At 71.9% G+C, this 19,906-nt stretch carries 15 protein-coding genes and 1 riboswitch; of the genes, 9 read left to right on the top strand and 6 right to left on the bottom strand.

From position 1 onward, the window contains the following. Positions 1–109: 109 nt before the first annotated feature. Positions 110–886, bottom strand: a complete 777-nt coding sequence (locus tag AB0H57_RS10080; protein ID WP_357504651.1) for a nucleotidyltransferase domain-containing protein — start codon at positions 884–886, stop codon at positions 110–112. Positions 887–1,038: 152 nt separating this feature from the next. On the opposite strand from AB0H57_RS10080, the gene AB0H57_RS10075 reads away from it, so the two are divergent. The 4 genes from AB0H57_RS10075 (at position 1,039) to AB0H57_RS10060 (ending at position 4,821) form a co-directional block, all read left to right on the top strand. Further along, entirely contained in the window at positions 1,039–2,457 is a 1,419-nt protein-coding gene (locus AB0H57_RS10075; protein WP_357504649.1) for a hypothetical protein, read from the top strand. A gap of 161 nt (positions 2,458–2,618) precedes the next feature. Continuing rightward, positions 2,619–3,248: a hypothetical protein gene (locus AB0H57_RS10070; RefSeq protein ID WP_357504648.1), complete on the top strand. Its 630-nt coding sequence runs from the start codon at positions 2,619–2,621 to the stop codon at positions 3,246–3,248. Between the two features lie 33 nt (positions 3,249–3,281). Next, positions 3,282–3,590 (top strand): hypothetical protein, encoded by a 309-nt coding sequence (locus AB0H57_RS10065; RefSeq protein ID WP_357504646.1) that lies wholly within the window; start codon positions 3,282–3,284, stop codon positions 3,588–3,590. After that, complete coding sequence (locus AB0H57_RS10060) at positions 3,583–4,821, top strand: styrene monooxygenase/indole monooxygenase family protein (RefSeq protein ID WP_357504644.1); 1,239 nt, start codon at positions 3,583–3,585, stop codon at positions 4,819–4,821. Before AB0H57_RS10065 ends, AB0H57_RS10060 begins: the two co-directional genes overlap by 8 nt. A gap of 40 nt (positions 4,822–4,861) precedes the next feature. Here the strand turns inward: AB0H57_RS10060 and AB0H57_RS10055 are convergent, their stop codons facing one another. Continuing rightward, a complete protein-coding gene (locus tag AB0H57_RS10055) occupies positions 4,862–5,560 on the bottom strand; it encodes a DUF998 domain-containing protein (RefSeq protein WP_357504642.1) in 699 nt (232 codons plus the stop codon). Between the two features lie 214 nt (positions 5,561–5,774). Between AB0H57_RS10055 and AB0H57_RS10050 the strand changes: the two genes are divergently transcribed. After that, positions 5,775–6,536 (top strand): L,D-transpeptidase family protein, encoded by a 762-nt coding sequence (locus AB0H57_RS10050; RefSeq protein ID WP_357504640.1) that lies wholly within the window; start codon positions 5,775–5,777, stop codon positions 6,534–6,536. 132 nt (positions 6,537–6,668) lie between these two features. Here AB0H57_RS10050 and AB0H57_RS10045 read toward each other — a convergent pair whose 3' ends face one another. The 4 genes from AB0H57_RS10045 to htpG all read right to left on the bottom strand — a co-directional run bounded on the left by AB0H57_RS10045 (position 6,669) and on the right by htpG (position 12,208). Beyond that, positions 6,669–7,391: a transglycosylase family protein gene (locus AB0H57_RS10045; RefSeq protein ID WP_357504638.1), complete on the bottom strand. Its 723-nt coding sequence runs from the start codon at positions 7,389–7,391 to the stop codon at positions 6,669–6,671. Next, a riboswitch (cyclic di-AMP (ydaO/yuaA leader) is annotated at positions 7,392–7,563 on the bottom strand. A gap of 467 nt (positions 7,564–8,030) precedes the next feature. After that, a complete protein-coding gene (locus tag AB0H57_RS10040; protein WP_357504636.1) occupies positions 8,031–8,564 on the bottom strand; it encodes a toll/interleukin-1 receptor domain-containing protein in 534 nt (177 codons plus the stop codon). Positions 8,565–8,814: 250 nt separating this feature from the next. Further along, positions 8,815–10,077 (bottom strand): helix-turn-helix transcriptional regulator, encoded by a 1,263-nt coding sequence (locus tag AB0H57_RS10035; protein WP_357504634.1) that lies wholly within the window; start codon positions 10,075–10,077, stop codon positions 8,815–8,817. Between the two features lie 229 nt (positions 10,078–10,306). Further along, positions 10,307–12,208: a molecular chaperone HtpG gene (htpG, locus tag AB0H57_RS10030; RefSeq protein WP_357504632.1), complete on the bottom strand. Its 1,902-nt coding sequence runs from the start codon at positions 12,206–12,208 to the stop codon at positions 10,307–10,309. Positions 12,209–12,402: 194 nt separating this feature from the next. Here htpG and AB0H57_RS10025 point away from each other — a divergent pair, with 194 nt between their 5' ends. From AB0H57_RS10025 to AB0H57_RS10010, 4 genes are all read left to right on the top strand, one after another. Further along, entirely contained in the window at positions 12,403–13,401 is a 999-nt protein-coding gene (locus AB0H57_RS10025; protein WP_357504630.1) for a hypothetical protein, read from the top strand. Next, positions 13,388–16,219, top strand: coding sequence for a TIR domain-containing protein (locus AB0H57_RS10020; RefSeq protein WP_357504628.1), 2,832 nt, complete (start codon positions 13,388–13,390; stop codon positions 16,217–16,219). The genes AB0H57_RS10025 and AB0H57_RS10020 overlap by 14 nt, the downstream gene beginning before the upstream one ends. Before the next feature lie 34 nt (positions 16,220–16,253). After that, positions 16,254–19,079, top strand: a complete 2,826-nt coding sequence (locus tag AB0H57_RS10015) for a TIR domain-containing protein (protein ID WP_357504626.1) — start codon at positions 16,254–16,256, stop codon at positions 19,077–19,079. Between the two features lie 114 nt (positions 19,080–19,193). Next, positions 19,194–19,898, top strand: a complete 705-nt coding sequence (locus AB0H57_RS10010; RefSeq protein ID WP_357504624.1) for a hypothetical protein — start codon at positions 19,194–19,196, stop codon at positions 19,896–19,898. Positions 19,899–19,906 lie beyond the last annotated feature (8 nt).

Here is a 19,906-nt window from a genome sequence, read left to right as displayed (position 1 = left end):
ATCGGACGGCGGCGCCGGCGATCAGGCGGCCTCGTCCGGCGCGGCATCGAGCGGCAGAACCGCTGACGAGAGATGCCAGCTCCCGCCGGGGCGGCCCGACCCGGACGCCTCAGCCCGGGAACTCGACGATCTCGTCACGGACCTGTCGTTGGAACGCGCGCGCCTCCGGCCCGGTCGGTGGCGTCCCACCGGTCCGGGCGGCGATGGCCCGGTCGATCAGGTCGGCGGCGTAGCCGCGTTCGGCGAGCCGCCGGCCGGCGGCCACCTTGGACAGCCAGGCCCCGTCGCGCACCCGGACCAGGGAGCGGCAGGCGCCGAGGACCGCGTCCTCCGCGCCCGGGGCGGGCGCGTCACCCGGCGGGGTCGGTCGGGCCAGCCACCAGGTGAGCGCGTCGACCAGCAGGCGGCGCAGGTCGTCGGGGGCGAGGTCGGCGAAGACCGCCGGGGCCGGGGGCCCGGTGAGGGTACGCCCCACCGCGTGCAGGATGCTGCGGTCGAGGCCGTACCAGAACAGGCCGTCCTCGGCGGGCCGGTCGGCGGCGGCGAGGGTCTGCCGGAAGGGCATCGTGGCCCCGCTGTTCAGTTCCAGCTCGAAGCCGGGCTCGGCAGTGCCGGACCGGGCGACGTCGCGGCGGTAGACGACGAGTTCCAGCCCGCGCGCAGGGCACGGCAGCGCCTCGTGCCGCAGGCGGCCCACCAGGCCCCGCTTCTCGGCGTCGGTGAGCGACCGGGCGCAGACCAGCGCGACGTCGACGTCGCTGCGTCCCGGCTGGTACGCGTCCAGGCCGACCGAGCCGGCCGCGTACGCCCCGACGAGGTCGCCGCCGAGGACGTCCCGGGCCGCGCCGACGAGTTCGTCGAGGTAGCGCCGCACGTCGGAGTCCATGCCACATGATGACGCCCGGGGCACGGCGCGTGGTGCTCAGGGCCGGTCGACGGCGGTGGACGATCCGCCCGGCGCGGGACTGTGCGCGGGCGGTGACCCTGGGTACAGTGAGATCCTCTTCGTGCGGCGATGACGGCCCGGGAGGTGGGGCGATGCGGGGCGGTGGGTGGTCGGCGCCACTCGTGCTGCGGGCCGCCCTCCTGGTCGCCGGTGCCGCAGTCGCGTGGAGCGCATACGACGCCGTGGCGGACGACGCCGCCCGCGCCGACGACACCCCGGTCAGCGCGGTCCTGGGTGGACTGACCGACCGGGCCACCCGGCTGGTCACCGCGCCGCTGGCCCGGCCCGTGCTGCCGGACGACGCGCCGGCCGCCGGGCCACGGCGGGGCGAGCCGGCCGGGAGCGAGACGGGATCGACAGCGCCGCCCACCCGACCGGCCCGAGCCCTCGGGGAGCGCGCCACGGCGGCGAAGCCCTCGGCGGGCCGCTCCCCCGGTCCGCGCCTGGCCGGCCACCGGCTGCCGGCTCCGGCCGGCGAGGCACGCGACCAGCGCCGTTCCCGCGCGTCGACGGCCGGCGCCGCCCATCGGCGGCCCGCGGCCTGCTCCGCCGACGACGGCGCCGGACAGCAGGCGACCTCGACCGGCGGGGCGTCGCCGGGGGCCGCGGTCCGGCTGCCGCAGGCCCGGGCAGCGGTCACCGGCGCCGCCGGAAGGCTACTCACACCGCTGGCCGCTGCCGTGCCTGACGTGCTGGGACCGATGACGGCCAGCGTGCCGGAGGCGACGACGCCGGTCCGTCCGGCGGTGGTCGAGCCGGTCGCCCGGGTCGCCGATCCGGTGGTGGAGCCGGTCACCGGCATCGTCGACCGGACGGCCGGCCCGGTCACCCGCTCCGTCGAACCCGTCCTCGCGCCCGTCACCGCCATCGTCGACCCCGTCCTCGCGCCCGTCACCGCCATCGTCGACCCCGTCCTCGCGCCCGTCACCGCCATCGTCGACCCCGTCCTCGCGCCCGTCAGCGGCATCGTGGACCCCGTCCTCGGGCCAATCCTCGGTGTCGTCGACCCCGGGGACCGGCCGATCGCGCCCGCGCCGCCCACAATGCCCGTCCCCTCGGCGCCCGTCCCGTCGGCGCCGGCCGTCGGGCCGCAGGCCGGTCCGGGCCTGGTCACCGAGCTGCCCGGCAGCGTGCCGGCACCGGCCGGGGTCCACGCGCCGGCCGGCGCCGTCCCGGCCGCGCCGCCCGCCGACGGGCAACCGGGTAGCCGGCTGACCAGCGCCGTGGCCCGATCCGACCTGAACGCGGCCGGGGCCGCAAGCGCCGAGCGGCAGCCCGCCGGGCAGCGCCGCGCCGCCGGCAACCCGCCCTCCCCTGGCCCGGCGCGGGGCTCGACCGCGCCGGGCGGCGGTGAGAGCAGTGCCGGCGCCGGTGGCGCCGGCCACGGCAGCCCGGCCGACGCGGCGACGCTCCCGTGGTCCGCGCCGGTGCTGCCGGCCGGAGGATGCTGGCGGTCCGGTCGTGACCTGAGGTCCGCACCCTGGCCGCAGCCCGGCACCAGACCCGCCTGAGGACCGTCCTCGACCGCCGCGCCCGGGCCCGGCCCGCGCCGGTGGTCCACCACGTACGCGCCTGACGCGCCGGCCGCCCCAAGGACGCCGGTGCCCCGGCGTCGGCCGTTGACGCCGCTCGCCGCCCTGCCGCTGCCTCCGTGAAGTGATGAGGACCTGCCATGACATCCGTACCGTGTCTCGTGCGTGCCCGTTGGACCGACCTCGACCAGATCACCGGCCTGATCGCCGACACCACACTGCTGACCCCGTCCGCGACGTGGCTGGTGCCCGCACCGGACCGGCGGCGGACGGTGCTCGCCGCCGTCGCCCGGATCTGGGCCGAGCACGCGCTGCTCTTCGGCGAGGTGCACCTGCTTCCGGACGGCACGGGCGCCGCCGTCTGGATGCACCGCTACCGTCCGCTGCCGCTGCCGGTCGACTTCCTGGCCCGCCTCACGACCACGTGCGGCGACCATGTCGAGCGTTTCCGCCTGCTCGACGGCGTCCTGTCCCTGCACCGTCCGGTGACCGCCCACAATCACCTGGCGTTCCTGGCCGTGCCGTCGCCGCCCGGCCGGTCGATTCGCATCGGGCAGTTGCTCGCCGGCAGTCACCGTCGGATGGCCACCCTCGGGCTGCCGATGTACGCGGAGACCTGCGACGAGGCGCTGCTGGCCCGCTACCACCGGCACGGCTACGCGGTCGGCGGGTCCTTCCGGCTGCCGGACGGGTCGGTGCTGTGGCAGTTGTGGCGGCGGGCGGGGGCGGGCGGCCCGGCCGGCGACGTCCGCCGGCCACAGCGGCGGTGACGCCGTCCAGGACGGTGCGCAGAGCCGGCGCTGGTGCTGGCCGTCACCCGGCACCTAGAGGGTTCCTTCCCGGCGGTCAGCTACTTCGAGCACGACGTCGACCTGCCGTTCGTGGTCTGCGTGAACCTTTTCGACGGGGTGCTCACCCACCCACTGGAGGACGTACGCGCGGCCCTCGCGTTGTCCGCGGACGTCCCGGTGACCGCCTGCGACGCCCGCGACCCGGCGTCGGTGACCCGGACGCTGCTGGTGGCCGTCGAGCACACCATGGCACGCACCGGCGGCCCCGCTCCCCTCGCGCCCGACCCGCGACAGTCCAACCAGTGGAGACACCATGCGTAGAGTCCTGATCGTCGGCGCCGGGCAGTCCGGCCTGCAACTCGGGTTGAGCCTGCTCGCCGAGGGCTACCAGGTGACCCTCATGTCGGCCCGCACCCCGGACGAGATCCGGCGCGGCTGGGTGATGAGCACCCAGGCGATGTTCGCCGAGGCCCTGCGCACCGAACGCCGGTACGGGCTCGACCTGTGGCAGGACCAGGCGCCGGACATCCACGCGCTGCACGTGTCGCTGTCCGCGCCCCCGGGCGAGCGCGCCCTGCGCATCCCCTGCCCGCTGGACGAGCCGGCGCAGAGCACCGACCAGCGGCTGAAGATGGCGGCCTGGCTGGAGCTGTTCGAGGAACGCGGCGGCACCATCCACTACCAGGGAGTGACCACCGCCGACCTGGACGGCCTGACCCGGCTCGGCCGCTACGACCTGACGATCGTCGCAGCCGGCAAGGGCGACCTGGTGGGCGTGTTCGCCCGCGACCCGCAGCGGTCCGTGCACACCACCCCACAACGGGGTCTGGCCGTGGCGTACGTGCACGGGATGGCGCCGGATCCGCTGCTGCCGGTGCCGCACGTCAGCTTCAACGCCGTACCCGGGCTGGGCGAGCTGTTCGTCATCCCGGCGCTGACCCTGTCCGGGCCGTGCGAGATCCTGTTCTGGGAGGCGGTGCCGGACGGCCCGCTGGACCTGTGGCGGGACCGGCTCGACCCGGCCGACCACCTCAAGGCCACCCTCGACCTGGCCCGCCGCTACACCCCGTGGATCTACGAGCGGTGTCGGGAGGTGGAACTCACCGACGCCCGGGCCACCCTGTCCGGCCGGTACACGCCGACGGTGCGCCTGCCGGTGGCCGAGCTGCCGTCGGGCGGCGCGGTGCTCGGCATGGCCGACGTGGTGGTCGCCAACGATCCCGTCACCGGCCAGGGCAGCAACACCGCCGCCAAGTGCGCGGCGGCGTACCTGCGGTCGATCCTGGAGCACGGCGACCGGCCGTTCGACCGGGAGTGGATGACCCGGACCTTCGAGCGGTTCTGGTTCGACACCGGCCGGGCGGTCACCGCCTGGACCAACGCGATGCTGCAACCGCTGCCGCCGCACGTGCAGCAGGTGCTGGGCGCGGCGGCCGGCAACCCGACGATCGCCCGGCGCTTCGCCAACGGGTTCAGCGATCCCACCGACTTCGACGACTGGTTCATGTCCCCCGACCGGGCCGAACGCTACCTCGCCGAGGTCGCCGGCTGAGCACCGCGCGTACGGTGCCGTGGCCGGGTGGACCGGCCGGTCACGGCACCGGGCGGCCCTCGGTGGGCACCCGCGCGGCCGGCACGGCGGTCGGGTCCACGACGCCGACGGCGTCCCGGACGATCGCCTGTCCCTTCGCCAGCCAGGCGACGCCGAAGGCGAGCACGGCGACGATCTCGCACCACAGCAGCGGCCGCACCGCGTCCCGGGTGGCGGCCGGCAGGGCGTTGCTGGCCAGCGCCAGCCCGACGGCGACGAGGATGACCACCCCGCAGCCGCGGTAGAGCGGGTCGCGGCCCGGTTTCTCGGCGGCCAGCCGGGGCCGGCTCGGACCGCTGCGGGCGAACAGGAAGCAGAACGCGGCCAGCAGCAGGAACAACGCGGCGGCGAAGACCTGGTGCAGCCGGCCGATCAGTCGGTCGGTGGCGTCCGCGCCGGCGGTGGCGGCGGGCAGCAGCGCCACCAGGATGGACAGCGCCCCGGCGATCGTGCTGAGCACGTCGTCGATCCGGGCGTAGCGGTAGCAGAGGAGGAAGACGCCGATGGCGCACATGCTGCCGACCAGGACGTCCCGCACACCGGTGTGGTAGTAGGCGCTGATCGAGTCGAGCAGCACCAGCCGCCCGGCGCGTACGGCCTCGCCGGCGATCAGCAGGAACGGCAGGGCGATGCCGAGCACGCCGACGCCGAGGCGCAGCCGGCGCACGGTGAGCGCATCCTGTGACGGCCTCACGGGCATGACGACTCCTCCCGGCCGGCCGGTTCGTCCGGCCCATCCTCCCGGCCGGCCGGCTCGTCCGGCACAGTCCGACCGAAGTTGGACAGATCCACGATAACGGTTCGAGAGTGGACCCCACGGTCTTGCCCCGCCGGACTACGGTTGAAACCGGGCTCCGATAATCTCCCGGGCGACCGTCGTCCGGGTGTGTCCACCACGGGGTAAGGAGATCGACATGTCGCCCCCCACCACCCGCACCCGCCGGGCCGCAGCGCTGGTCGCGCTCGCGGTCGCCGGGAGCATGTTCGTGCCGATCGGCGCCGCCCAGGCGGCGCCCCGCGAGCAGTCGCCGGCCGCCCGGCAGCTGACCGCGCCGGTCACCACCGGTGTCGTCACGACGGTCAACGCCAGTGCCACCCTGGCGCTGGCGCAGCCCACCCTCAAGCAGGGTGCCCGCGGCACCGCGGTGACCAGCCTGCAACGCCGGCTGGTGGCGCTGCACTACGACGTCGGCGCGGTCGACGGTGTCTTCGGGTCGTCGACGTTCCACGCGGTGGTCGCCTTCCAGAAGGTGAACGGCCTGTCGCGCGACGGCATCGTCGGGCCCAGGACCTGGGCGGCGCTGAGCAAGCCGGTGGTCCCGAAGCCGCGATACAAGCACTCCGGCCTCTCGCTGGAGGCGAACCTGTCCAAGCAGGTGCTGTACCTGGCCCGCAACGGGCAGGTGATCCGGATCCTGGACGCCTCCGGCGGCAAGGCCAGCACCCCGACCGTCCGGGGGAACTACAAGATCACCCGACGGATCGACGGTTGGCGGCAGAGCGACCTCGGGTTGCTGTGGCGGCCGAACTACTTCTACCGGGGCTACGCCATCCACGGCGCCACCTCGGTGCCGGCCTACCCGGCCAGCCACGGCTGCGTACGGGTGACGGTGCCGGCGATGAACCGGCTCTGGGGCACGATCAAGGTCGGCCTGCCGGTGCACGTCTACGCCTGAGCGCCAACTGCGACGAACGCCCGGCCGGGAAACCCCGGCCGGGCGTTCGTCGTCGTGCCCGCCCCGCACGGCGTGAGCCGTACGCGACGCCGGCCGGCCCCCGAACCGGGGAGCCGGGCCGAGCCGACAAGATCAGAGGCTGAGCCGCTGCCCCGGGAAGATCAGGTCCGGGCTGCCGCCGATGACGCGCTTGTTGCGCTCGTACAGCGCCTGCCAGCCACCCGCCAGGTCGCGGGCCGTCGCGATCTGCGACAGGGTGTCACCCGGCTTGACCAGGTAGTTGCCGCCGGTCGACATGGACCGAGCCGGCGCCGAGCGCCGCTCGGTGCCGCGCAAGGCACGCTGCTCGCCGCGGTCCTGACGTGAGGACCTCTTCTCGGTGCGGTGCTCGGACTTGCGCTCGGACTTCTGCGCCGACCTGCGCTCCGACTTGGTCTCGGAACGATTGTCGGACTTCGCCGAGTAGCTCTTCGTCGAGCCGCCCTTCTTGCCGCACGTCGGCCAGGCGCCGATGCCCTGACCCTTCAGCACCTTCTCGGCGACGGCGATCTGCTCGCTGCGGCTGGCCAGGTCGGCCCGCGCCGCGTACTTCTGACCGCCGTAGCCGTTCCAGGTGCTGCGGGAGAACTGCAGGCCACCGTAGTAGCCGTTCCCGGTGTTGATCTTCCAGTTGCCGCCGGACTCGCACTGGGCGATCGCGTCCCAGTTGACGCTGGCCGCCTGCGCCGCGGTGGCCGGTCCGAACAGTGCCATGGCGCCGGTCACCGCACCTGTGGCGAGCGCCCCCACGGCGACCCGGCCGGTGACCTGACGCGTGTTGGCCCGACGGTGACGGGCCTGGTATTCAGTTGCCATCTGTCGTTTCCTCCACGCCGACGAGGTGAGCTGTCGGGTTCGGGCCGAGGAGCCCGGCCGCCACAGGCGGCTTCACCCCGAGGTGCCGTGCACCGGAGAACGTTGGGTCCCCCGCTCCATGCCTGAGGTCCAGGTACCGACGGCCGGCGGCAGGATTGGGCGTTACCGACCGTGGTGTCCGCGAGGAGCGGACCCATCCGACGTTAGGAACGGTTGGTGCCGATTGCCCACTTCTTGTGAAGTTCTTCACCCGGAAGGGCGATCGGGCGCTTCCCGGGTTGCGCCGGTGCGCAAAGGGTGGATGATGCCGCACCCCTGGCGTCCTTCCTGGACGGTGAACACCTGCGGTGAGCTGGGCGGATGCGGTCGGCCACGAGGCGGAGGGCGGCGTCGCCGTCCACCTGGCGCACCGGCCGGCGCGCCTTCCCCGCCGCACCGGCACGTTCCTCCGGGCGCCGGGACCGGAGGGCCGCCTCGCGCCGCCCTCACCACCGCCGCCCGGCCGGAAGGGTCACTGTCCGTAGGCGACTACGGAGTCGCTCTCGCCTTTGCGGTGACGGCTCTGCTGGTGTCCGGAATGGATCCTGGCGACGCAGTTCCCCCGGTGCGCCGCAACCGGCGCCCGCCAGCAGCCGCCGGTCAGGGGGCGGGGTGCGCGGCGCCGCGCAGCACCGCCGCCGGCACCTGCGGAGAACGCCGTACGGCGAGGTCGGCCGGCAGCAGGGCGGACACCTCGGCGACCAGGGCGTCCAGGTCCGGGCCGGCGGAGTGGCTGCGCACCCGCACCCCGGCCCGCTCGCACAGCCCGCGGATGTCCTCCGGCACCGCCGGCGGGTCGGGCAGCGGGGTGTCCCCCAGTAGCACGGGGACCACCGGGATCTCCCAGCGCAGCGCCCGGCGGATCTCTCGGCGCACGTAGTCGCGCGGGTCGTCCAGCCGGCGCCTGCCCTGGTCGTCGAGCACGCTGAGCCAGTACGGGCCGATCAACGTCAGCAGCACGTGGCTGCCCTGGAGCCGGGTCCACAACTCCGGCGGGAAGGCGGTGCCCGGGCGTACCGACCGGTGGTCCCTGAAGACGTGCCGGGCCCCGAAATCGGCGCGCAGCCGCTCGTCGATGAGGTCGGCGCCGAACATCGCGTCGTGCGTCCGATAATTGACAAAGATTCCTGTCATCTGACAGCTCCCGCCTTCACAGACGCGTTCCCTCCGGACCGATAATGGTCATCGGGAAACGTGAGCCGCATTCATCGGACCGCGCTGCTCACGTTCTCGAGAAGTACCGGCGGAAAACGCCCGTCGCTGGCAGGATATCCCTCTCCCCCGGTCACCGCGGGCGGACCGACAGAAATCAGCACACGGGAGACTGCCGACCGGGTAGCGGCGTAGTGCTCGCCCTCCCGGTGCACCAGGGCCCGCCACCAGGTCAGCGCGCGGGCGCCACCCGCAGGGCGGTGGTCAGCGCCGGCATCAACTGCCGGACGGCCTCGTCGTCGCGCCAGCGCCGCACCACCCGATTCAGTTGGCGCAGGTCGTAGCGGGCGGTGGCGGAGTCCACCGACCGCACCGTCTCCAGCGCCGGGCCGACCACCGCGGCGGCCCGGTCCAGCTGCCGCTGACCGGCCAGGGCCAGCGCCAGCCGGGCCGCGTACCGGGCACGGGCGCGCTGCGCGGTGGGCGGCAGCAGGTCCAGTTCGGCGCCGAGGATCGCCGCCGACTCGTCCAGCCGGCCCAGGTCGTGCAGGCTCCACGCGGTGACGAAGCGCATCGGATCGGGCGCGCTGGTGCTGCCCAGCACGGGCTCGTCGTCGTCCCCGACCGCCTCGGCCAGCAGGTCGGCCGCCTCGGCCAGCGCCCGCCGGCAGCCGGCCTCGTCGCCCATCAGGGCGTACCCCTGGGCCTCCCGCTGCGCGGCCAGGCCGCGGGTCCGCGCGCCGCACCGGGCCGCCCGGGCCTCCTGGGCCAGCTGCGCCGCACCCAGCGCGTCGTCCCGGTACAGGCAGAGCTCGGCCCGCCGGACCAGGGCGTACGCGCGCAGCTCGTCGTTGCCGCCGGCCACCGCCAGCTCTACGGCGTGGTCGGTCCACCACGCCGCCGCCGCGTCGTTGCCCCGCTCCTGTGCCATCCAACCGGTGTACTCGGCGATTCGGGCGGCCAGCCGCAACGCCTGCTGGCGCACCGGCGGGCGGGACGCCTCGGATAGCTCGCGCAGGAAGCCGGTGGTCGAGACGAGCATCGGGCCGAGCGCCGCGGGCCGGCTGGTCTGGCCGAGCAGGCGCAGCTGGTCGAACCAGGCCCGCACCAGCGGCAGCGCGGCCCCGGCCTCGCCCGTGCGGTCACCGGACGAGGGGCTGGGGCCGACGCCGGTGAGCCCGGCCAGCAGGTACGCCGACACCCCGGCGGGGCTGAACGCCGCCGCATCCGTACCGTCCACCGCCACCGTCCACGCCTGTGCGGGCGGCGGGGCGGACGCCCGCGGGCCCGGCCGACCGGGAACGAGCCGCGTCAGGGCGCCATCGGCGGCCAGCGCGACGTCGCAACTGCGCGCCAGCGGGCCGCTGGGCCGCTTCGCGCCTGACTCGATCTTGCTCAGGTGCGATTTGCTGTACCGCACCCGCTGGGCCAGATCGGTCAGCGACAGCCCGGCCGTCTCCCGGCGCCGACGCAACTCGGTGCCGAAATCATCCATCGTCCAGGCCCCCTCGTCACGCCACCGGCCACCGTTTCCCACGTCCGGCCGGAAATGGCGCGGACAACCGCCGTCGGCGAATGCGAAACAGTGACCAGGATCGTTGACGGAAAAACACAATAGGGCTGTCGGCTTCACGACGCACTGCCCGGAATTCGATCACGACCGGCCGGACGACCGGTGCCGGGTGGCCGGCAGGCGCGCCGCGCCGGCCACCCGGACGGTGCCGTCAGAGCGTACGGGCGAGCCGATCGGCCAGCAGTCGGGTGAAGCGGGACGGGTCGGCCAGCTCCCCACCCTCGGCGAGCAGCGCCAGCCCGTAGAGCAGCTCGGCGCTCTCGGTCAACTGCGTTCGGTCGCCGTCGGAGTCGTACGCCTCGCGCAGCCCGGTCACCAGCGGGTGCCCCGGGTTGAGCTCCAGGATCCGCTTGACCTGCGGCACCTCGTGCCCCATCGCCCGGTACATCTTCTCCAGCGTCGGCGTCATGTCGTGCGCGTCGCCGACCACGCAGGCCGGCGAGGTGGTCAGCCGGGTGGAGAGGCGCACCTCCTTGACCGAGTCCTGCAGCGCGGTGCCCATCCAGTCGAGCAGGTCGGCGTACTGCTTGCGGTCCGCCTCCTGCTGCTCCTTCTCCTCGCCGGTGTCCAGGTCGACCTGGCCCTTGGCGATGGAGCGCAGCTGCCGGCCGTCGACCTGGCCGACCCGCTCCACCCACACCTCGTCCACCGGGTCGGTGAGCAGCAGCACCTCGTACCCCTTGGCCCGGAACGCCTCCAGGTGCGGCGAGTTCTCCAGCATGGTCCGGGACTCGCCGGTGGCGTAGTAGATCTCGCTCTGCCCGTCCTTCAGCCGCTCCAGGTAGCCGGCGAGGGTGGTCAGCTGCTCGGGGTCGTGGGTGGAGGCGACCGAGACGACGTCGAGGATCGCGGACTGGTTGTCCGGGTCGTCGATCAGTCCCTCCTTGACGACCGAGCCGAACTCCTTCCAGAACGTCAGGTAGCGGTCGGCGTCCCGCTCCCGCATCTCCTTGACGGTGGCCAGCACCTTCTTGACCAGCCGGCGGCGCACCACCCGGATCTGCCGGTCCTGCTGGAGGATCTCCCGGGAGATGTTCAGCGAAAGGTCGTGGGCGTCCACCACACCCTTGACGAAGCGCAGGTAGTTGGGCATCAACGCCTCGCAGTCCTCCATGATGAAGACCCGCTTGACGTAGAGCTGCACGCCGCGGCGCCCCTGCGGGGAGAACAGGTCCAGCGGGGCGTGCGAGGGCAGGAACAGCAGCGCCTCGTACTCGAAGGTCCCCTCGCCCCGCATGTGGATGGTCTCCAGCGGGTCCGCCCAGTCATGGCTGACGTGCTTGTAGAACTCCTGGTACTCGGCCTCGTCGACCTCGCTGCGCGGCCGCGCCCACAGCGCCTTCATCGAGTTGAGGGTCTGCGTCTCGGTGCTGGTCGCGCCGTCCTCCCCCGGCCGTTCCACCGTCATCCGGATCGGCCAGGCGATGAAGTCCGAGTATCGCTTGACGATCTCCCGGATCTTCCAGTCCGAGGCGTAGTCGTGCAAGTTGTCCTCGGCGTCCTCCGGCTTCAGGTGCACGGTCACCGACGTGCCTTGCGGCGCGTCGTCGACCGCCTCGACCGTGTACGTGCCCTCGCCGGTGGACTCCCACCGGGTGCCGCTGGACTGCCCGGCCCGCCGGGTCAGCAGCACGACCCGGTCGGCGACCATGAACGTGGCGTAGAAGCCCACCCCGAACTGGCCGATCAGCTCCTGCGACGCGCCGGCGTCCTGCGACTCGCGCAGCTTGCGCAGCAACTCCGCGGTGCCCGACTTGGCGATCGTGCCGATCAGCGACACCACGTCCTCGCGGGACATGCCGATGCCGTTGTCCCGCACGGTCAGGGTGCGGGCCTCCCGGTCGACATCGATGGCGATGTGCAGGTCGGAGACGTCCGCGTCGAGATCCTTGTCGACCATCGACTCCAGACGCAGCTTGTCCAGCGCGTCGGAGGCGTTCGAGACGAGTTCCCGCAGGAAGACGTCCTTGTTCGAATAGATCGAGTGCACCATCAGCTGCAACAGCTGACGGGCCTCGGCCTGGAACTCCAGCGTCTCGCTCCGGTTGCTCACCGCGACCTCCCTGTTACGTGCAGACTCGCGGAAAGGATACGAGCCGGGGGTTGGTGCTCGTGCACGGCCATCGGTTCGGCCACTCCTCGCCGACTGTCGGATATCCGAGTCCCGCCGACGGTACCGCCTGGGTTCACCCGCTGGTGGAATGGCGGGCACAAACATCCCGGAACCCCTCGACGACGGGATCCCACATGCCGGTACCCCGACGATCCGCACGGCTTGCGACGGCTGCGGCCACTCTGCTGGTCCTTCTGGCGCCCAGCGCTGCTTGCGCCGCACAACCGCCACCCGCACCCTCGTCGTCCAGCGCCACCGAAGCCAGCACGGATTGCCTCGACCGGGCCAGCTTCGAACAGGTCGCAAGTCGCCTGGCACCTCACATCTTCGAAGGCTCCGATGTCATGGTGCGCGTCAGGGACGGCCGGGTGAGCTGCGCATCGGGCTGGGCATACGCGAACGTCACCTACGTCTACCCGGACCGTACAGTCAGCGCCGAGGCCGGCCGAAGGGGCTGGCTGGTACTCCGCCGGGTCGACGACGAATGGCAGTGGACCGTCGATGACTACTGGCAGCAGTTCGGTGACAGCGGTGCCCTCTGCGCCCGCCTGCCTGACCGATTGCGGGCCAACGTCGCCTGCCCGAGCCCCTCCGCGGCCACAGAAGCCTCGTGCGACTCATCGACTCTCGACCGACGTAGCGTCACGGAGGCGGCCGCCGCCGGTTGGGTCGGTGCGTGCATACCTGGCGACTTCTGTGAGATCGACGGGATGGTGCGCCTGACAGGACCGGAGACGGTCACCGAGTCGCAGGGCTGGGGCGAGGTGCACATCATGGTCGGCCACACTGTCCGTGGCGACATCAACGGGGACCGGGCGGAGGAGGCCGCGGTCATGCTGGACTGCAACAACGGCGGCGGCACTGCGGCAGGCCAGCTGGCCTTCGCGTACGTGGTCTTCGACGGTTCCGACAGGGGCCTCGAGGTGCTAGGCGTGGTTACCCCCCGCAAGCAGGAAGACGGCGTGCATCCGACCCTTTTTCAGCAGGTGACCCTCAGGCCAGGCAGAGTGACCGTACGGGAACTTTGGTACCGGAGCAGCGATGCGACCTGCTGTCCGTCAGGCACCGCCACGACCGTTTGGCGGCTCAGCAACGGAAGTCTGAGTCCCGGGATGCCCAATGTCACCGGGTGACGCGCCGGCGCCGTCACCGGTCCTGCCACGGCGGCCGGGGCCGGACAGCTACGACGTCTTCATCTCGTACTGCCACAAGCCTGATGGCCGAGTGGTGAAGGCACTGCGCGGCAGCCTCGAACAGTTCAACAACCCCTGGTACCGCCGGCGGCGTTGGCGGGTGTTCCATGACGCCTCCAGCCTCTCCGCCAATCCTGACCTGTGGAATTCAATCTTGCGAGCTCTACGCGGCTCCACCTGGCTGCTGGTCGTCCTCAGCCCGGAGGCCGCTCGTTCGCCCTGGATCGAAAAGGAGGTCGCCTGGTGGCTGGCGGAAAAGCCGGATCCGTTGGCCTCATTGATGATCGCGATCACGGACGGCGATCCTCCGTGGAACGGCCAGACACCGGTAGATCCGGCGCAGCAGGTCCTGCCACCGTCGTTGACCGACGCTTATCCCTCACCGCCACGCTGGGTCGACCTGAGAGAGCTACGCCGCTCCCTGGACGCCCGGCAGCCGCGCCGGCGGCGGAGGCAGGCGCTGACCGCCGCAGCGGCGGACTTCGCCGCCGCCGTCCTAGGCAAGCCCAAGGACCTGCTGTACGGCGAGGCGACCCGCCGCTACCGCCGCAACATCAGGGCCGCTGTCATCGCGGTCGTCATCTCCTCGCTCACCGCCGTCAGCGCCGCTGCCGGATTCCTCAACGCCCGCCAGCAACAGCACCGCGCGGAGGCGCAGAACCGCCTCGCAGTGTCCCGACAGCTGATCGCCGAGTCCGCCGCACTGCAGGGAGCACAACCCGGCCTGGCACGTCAGCTGGTCGCGGCAGCGTGGCAGATCAACCCCACCGACCAAGCATGGGGAACCCTGCTGGGCAGCCCCGTAATGCCAGGTATGTGGCAGCTGCCCGACGACGTGGACGCCCTTGCCCATCGTCCAGACGGTCGGATCCTGGCGGTGGCGAGCGGCACGAGCATCTCGCTGATCGACGTGACCACCGACATCATCGTCGGCCGGCTGCCGGCCCTCTCAGGCGAGGTGACCAGCGTGGCGGTCGACCGCGAAGGCCGACTCTTCGCGGGCAGCGGCGACGGAACGGTCGAGGTTTGGGAGATCCGCGACGCAGCCGCCCCACGACAGCTCGCCCGAACGCGTAGCGGCACCTCCGTAGCTCAGCTCAGCCTCAGCGCCGACGGACGAACCCTCGCCACCGTGGAGGCCGGACAGACCGTACGGCTGTTCGCCTTCGACGAGCGGGCCGGCCTGCGGCCCGTGATCACGCTTGCCGGAGCGGGTACAACCGGGCTCCCGTCCGTCGCTCTCAGCAAGGATGGTCGCTCCCTCGCCGCTGCCGACGAGAACTTCGGTATCCGCCGCTGGGACCTGGCCGACCCTCGCCGGCCCCGTCGACTGTCCAACCTCAAGGGCCACACCAACCCGGTTGGTGTCCTTTCCTTCAACCCCGACGGCACCATGCTCGTCTCCGGCGGTGACGACGACACGGTCCGGCTGTGGGCAGTCGCGGACCCCGACCGCCCGCAACCGCTGCCTACCCTCATCGGGCACACCAGCTCAGTGCAGGCGCTCTCCTTCACCGCAGACGGGCACCGTCTTGCCTCTGCGGACTTCACGGGAGCGGTGCGGATCTGGGAGACCAGCGACCCGCTCCGCCCGTCGCTGGTCACGGAACTCTCCGGCCACACCGACTTCGTCAACACCGTGGACTTCGCCCCGGACGGCCGGACGCTGGTGACCGGCAGCAGCGACTCCACGGCACGACGCTGGCAGGTGGGCCAACCGGGTTCTTCCGTGCCCCGTGCCACCCTTCCCGCGGGGCCGTCTAAGGTTCTCGTGTTCACCCCCAGCGGATTGATGGCCGGGTCACAGGCGCGGCTCTGGGATTTCACCGACGTCGTACATCCTCACAGCTTCGCGCCCCATTTCACCGGCTGGCCCCGACCCGATGTGGCAGCGGTCTCCCACGACAGCAAGGTGCTCGCCGCCCCCGCCGGAGAAGAAGGCGTAGCCTTCTGGGACTTCGCCGCTCCGGAAAAAACCCGCCCTGTCGGCCGGCTTCCGCTGGCGCTGGGCACCGCCGACAGTCTGGCCTTCGCCCCCTCGGGTCGCACGCTCGCGGTGGCTGGCGCCGAGGCCGGGCTCCTGCTCACCGAGGTGCGTGATCCGGCGCACTCTGGACCGGTCCGCACAGTGCCGCTGGAGCCCCCTAAAGACGGGCCGGCGAAACCTGGCGACGTGGCCTTCAGTCGGGACGGCACAGAGTTGGCGATCGTACGCCACACCGGGCTCGAGGTCTGGAACGTACGCGACTGGAAGCGGACGAAACCCAGCCGGGTTGCTGTGGAGGGCGAGACCGGCCAGGTTGGCGCCGTCGCATTCGATCCCACGACTTCCCGCATGGCTACGGCCGACTCCGACGGACTGATCCGGATCTGGACCGAGACAGAAAAGGTCTGGCGGCAGACCGCCGCGTTCAACGGTCACCGGGATGGCGGAAGCGCCCTAACCTTCTCCCCCGACGGTCGGCTTCTCGTGTCCGGTGGCGCAGACAGAGCCGTACGCCTCTGGCGTACACCGCCGGACGGGTCGCCCTCCCCTCTGACGACGTTCACAGGTCACCAGGCGACCGTCTGGGCGTTGGCGGTCAGCGCCGACGGTCACCAACTCGCCTCGGCCGACCTCAATGGAGAAGTCCGAATCTGGGACCTCGATCCCACCGCCCTGCTTCGTACCCTTTGCCGCTACAGCGGCCCGCGAATAACGCGGGACCAGTGGGTGGCCTATGTCGGCGACATCCCCTACCGGCCGCCCTGCCCTTGACCACCCGTCGCACCGGCCGCAAAGGAGTCACGCCGTGCGAGCTGCACCGGAGTACGATGCGTTCATCTCCTACAGCCACGCGCAGGATCGGATGATCGCCCGGGCCCTGCACTCAGCGCTGCATTCGTTCGCCCGTCCGTGGTACCGGGTTCGGGCTTTGCATATCTTTCGCGACGAACACGACCTTGGCGCCAGCCCGCACCTCTGGAAAGACATCGAAGCGGCACTAGCCACCTCGTCGTGGTTCGTACTGATGGCCTCCCGCCGGGCGGCGACGTCGCACTGGGTGGAACAGGAGGTCACCTGGTGGCTCAACAACCGTTCACGGAACCGCATCCTGATCGCCCTGACGGACGGCAACCTGGTATGGCCCCGTGACGCCCCCGACTTCGACTGGTCCGTCACCGACAGCCTGCCCGTCGTCCTACGGGGAAAATTTCCCAGTGGCGTACCGCGTTGGATCGACCTTCGCGGCCTGCAGGGAGTCGTGCACCCGTCCGACCAGGAAACCGAGGCGCCGTCGCGGCTCCGCCAGTTGATCCGGCCGCGTCCGAGGGAGCTGCGCCTCGGTGACCTGGTGATCGAGTTCGCTGCGCCTCTGCACGGCAAGTCCAAGGCCGAGATGCACCGGGAGAGCAGGCTCCGCCGCTTCCAGTTTCGCGCCACGGTGGCGGCGACCCTCGCCGTGCTTCTCGGAACGACGACCGTCGCGCTGTGGCAGCGCAACGCGGCTGTCGACCAGACGCGGATCGCCACCGCCCGGCAGTTGGCGGCGAACTCGCTGGCATTGCAGGCTACCCGGCTCGACCTTGCCCAACTGCTCGCCGTCGAGGCGTACCGGATGAACCCGGACCGGCAGACGCGGGCCGCGCTGTTCCAGGCGGTGACGGCCAGCCCACACCTGGTTCGGTACCTGCACGCCGACGACGAGGTGACGACGTCGGTCGGCTCCCGGGACGGTCGGTTCGCGGTGGCCGGCACCCGGAGCGGCAGGGTGCACGTATGGGACATCGGGACAGGAGGGCGGGTCGAGCTACCGCAGCTGGGGCGGCCGGTGAAAGGCCTGTCGGTCAGTGCCGACGGGCAGGTGGTGGCAGCCACCGACGGTGCAACCGCGTACGTCTGGACGCCCGGCGACGGCCGGGCCTCGTTGGCTGGCAGCGCGCCCGCACCTATGCCAACCGGGGTCAACGGCCGGGTGGTCGTCTCGCCGAGCGGTCGTTACGTGACGGTGGGACTGGAACGCGACCAAGGGACTCTCCTGACCACCCTCGACCGTTCGACCGGGCGGCGGACCAGCGCCCGCAGTGACCTGCCATCCGACAACCTGGCCATGGACGGCGAGTCGGAACTACTCATCGTCAACGGCGGGGGACAGTGGGAGCGCCGCGCCGTCCCGCGCCTGACGAAGCGCGCCCATTCGGACAACTTCCTCACTGGAGTGCACGGTCGCCACACGACCGTTTCGGGCAACGGTGCCTGGCTCACCTACACCGCCGGCTCGCCGGTCTTGAACCTCTGGCGCACCGACCGGCCCGTCAACCAGGACCGCCCGGACCTGAGCGGCCTGTCGCACGGCTCACTGCCGCAGGCCATCGCAATCAGCGACAACGGCACCCGGCTGGCCGTCGTGGATGGCGGCACCGTCTATGTGTCCGCCACCGGTCGAGGGGACGACCTCGTGACCAGTCAGCTCGCGATGCCGGGCAACAGCACCACCGTTGCCGGGGGCCTGCGATTCTTCGGTGCCGACGAACGCCTGCTGATGATCACCGGGAAGGACCTGGTCGTGTGGGACCTTCAGCAGATCACTCGGGTCGGCCGACGTACCCCTGTTTTGGCGAAGCTGGGGTGCTCGGCGTGCCCGCCACCACAGCTGGACGTCCGGCCCGACGGCAGCGCGGTGGCCGTGGTCGACGCGGAAGGCAGCCACGTCTCCGTTAGTCCGCTGGAACCGGGTGTCCTGGACACCACGCTCAGTGCCCCCGATCTCACCTTCACTGCGGCCGCGTGGGCTGCGGACGGCCGAAGCCTGTTCGTGAACACGAGTAGTGGTGCGGTGCAGGTCCACGCCGCAGCACCCGGTCTGCCGCTTGTACGGGAGCTGAGCCCGCCCGACGACGGGTCACGACCGCACGCGCTCACGCGTGACCGGCGCGGGCTGCTCTATGTCGATGAAGACGAACCCGGGCGGTTCTGGGTCCGCAACGTGGAAACCGGTGAGATCGACTGGCCGCCGGCGGCTGCCAGGACAGCCGGGAGCGCGGAGGCTGCCTATTCAGGACGTGTAGTCACCAGGTATCTCAAGGACGGAGGCTACGGGGTGCAGGTGATCGATATCGGCATTGGTTCAGCCCATGTGCTGGACACCCAGGACGTCGACCGGGTGGCCAGCAGCGCGGAGCACATCGTCGTCACCCGGACCGACGGCACGCTGGAGGTCTGGGACGCCACGGGACGACGTCGGCTGCGGTCCCTGCACCAGGACAGCAGCTTTCTGCAGCCGGCCGACAGCACGAACCCCGCGACCGCCGCCGGCTATGTGGCACAGCAACGTTCCGACCGGAGCATCGTCGTCACCGACCTCGACGCCGGGGAGCAGGTGGCTAGCCTCACCCTTCCGGAGCGCTACCAGCGGCGTCTCGTCGCGCTCACCTTCACACCCGACGGTCGGAACCTTCTCGCGGTGACCGAGGGCGAGGCGCTTGAGCCGGAGGACGGCCTGGTGGTTCGCTGGAGCCTTTCGCCTGACGCCTGGACGGAAGCGGCGTGTACATCCGCCGGCCGCGATCTGACCGCCGACGAGTGGCGGGGATTCGCCGCCGCCGCCCTAGCAAATAGCCTGTCCTGCCGCCGGTGAACACCGGGCGGCCGAGGTGCGCGAACAGCGCCGCGACCAGTTAGGACCGACACGAGCTATCGACTGCGATACTCAGCCCGGACCGTGGCATCGACGCGAGCAGGGAGCCGGGACGTGGGCGAGGGTTGGGTACGAAGCCGGTGGTCGCGCGGGTTCACCGGCCTGCTGGCCGGCGCCACCGCGGGCTGGCTGATCTACCAGGGCCTCCAGATGGAGGGTCCGGAGCTGTTCATGCTGCTCGGCGCGGCGGCCGGCCTGGTGGGCGGACTGCTCCTGCACGCGTACGCCCGCAGCGTCCGGCTGACCGAGATCACCGTGACCGTCCCGCAGTTCAGCGAGCTGCGTTTCGCCGTCACCCGCGACGGTCAGCAGGTGGCGTGGAAGCTGTTCGTGGAGACGGCCACCCGGGTCTCCACGCAGGCGCTCGGTCCCGGCGACGGGCGGATGCGGGAGGCCCTCACCTCCCTGTACGGGCTCTTCGCGGTCACCCGGGACCTGCTGAAGGAGGCGCATCCGGGGGTGCAGACCGGACCGGAGCCGACGGTGGAGCAGTTGGGCATCGCGATGCTCAACCTGGAGCTGCGGCCCTTTCTGTCCCGCTGGCATCCCGCACTGCGGGCCTGGGAACTCGCCCACCCGGACGCCCCGGAGAGCGAGTGGGCCGACGACGCGGCCTGCCGGGCTGAGCTGGCCCAGGTGCAGCAGCGGCTGGCCGCGTACGTGCAGAGCTTCGGCAGGCTGGCCGGGGTGGCCCGGCCGGAGGTGCTGCTCGGCCCCGCGGCCCGCGAGGACGCCGGACCCGCCCGCCGGCCCGCGTGACACGGGGC

Source organism: Micromonospora sp. NPDC050686, from assembly GCF_040654475.1.
Lineage (GTDB): Bacteria > Actinomycetota > Actinomycetes > Mycobacteriales > Micromonosporaceae > Micromonospora.
The sequence above is the reverse complement of the archived record's forward strand: the minus strand, read 5'-3'. Positions and strand labels throughout refer to the sequence as shown.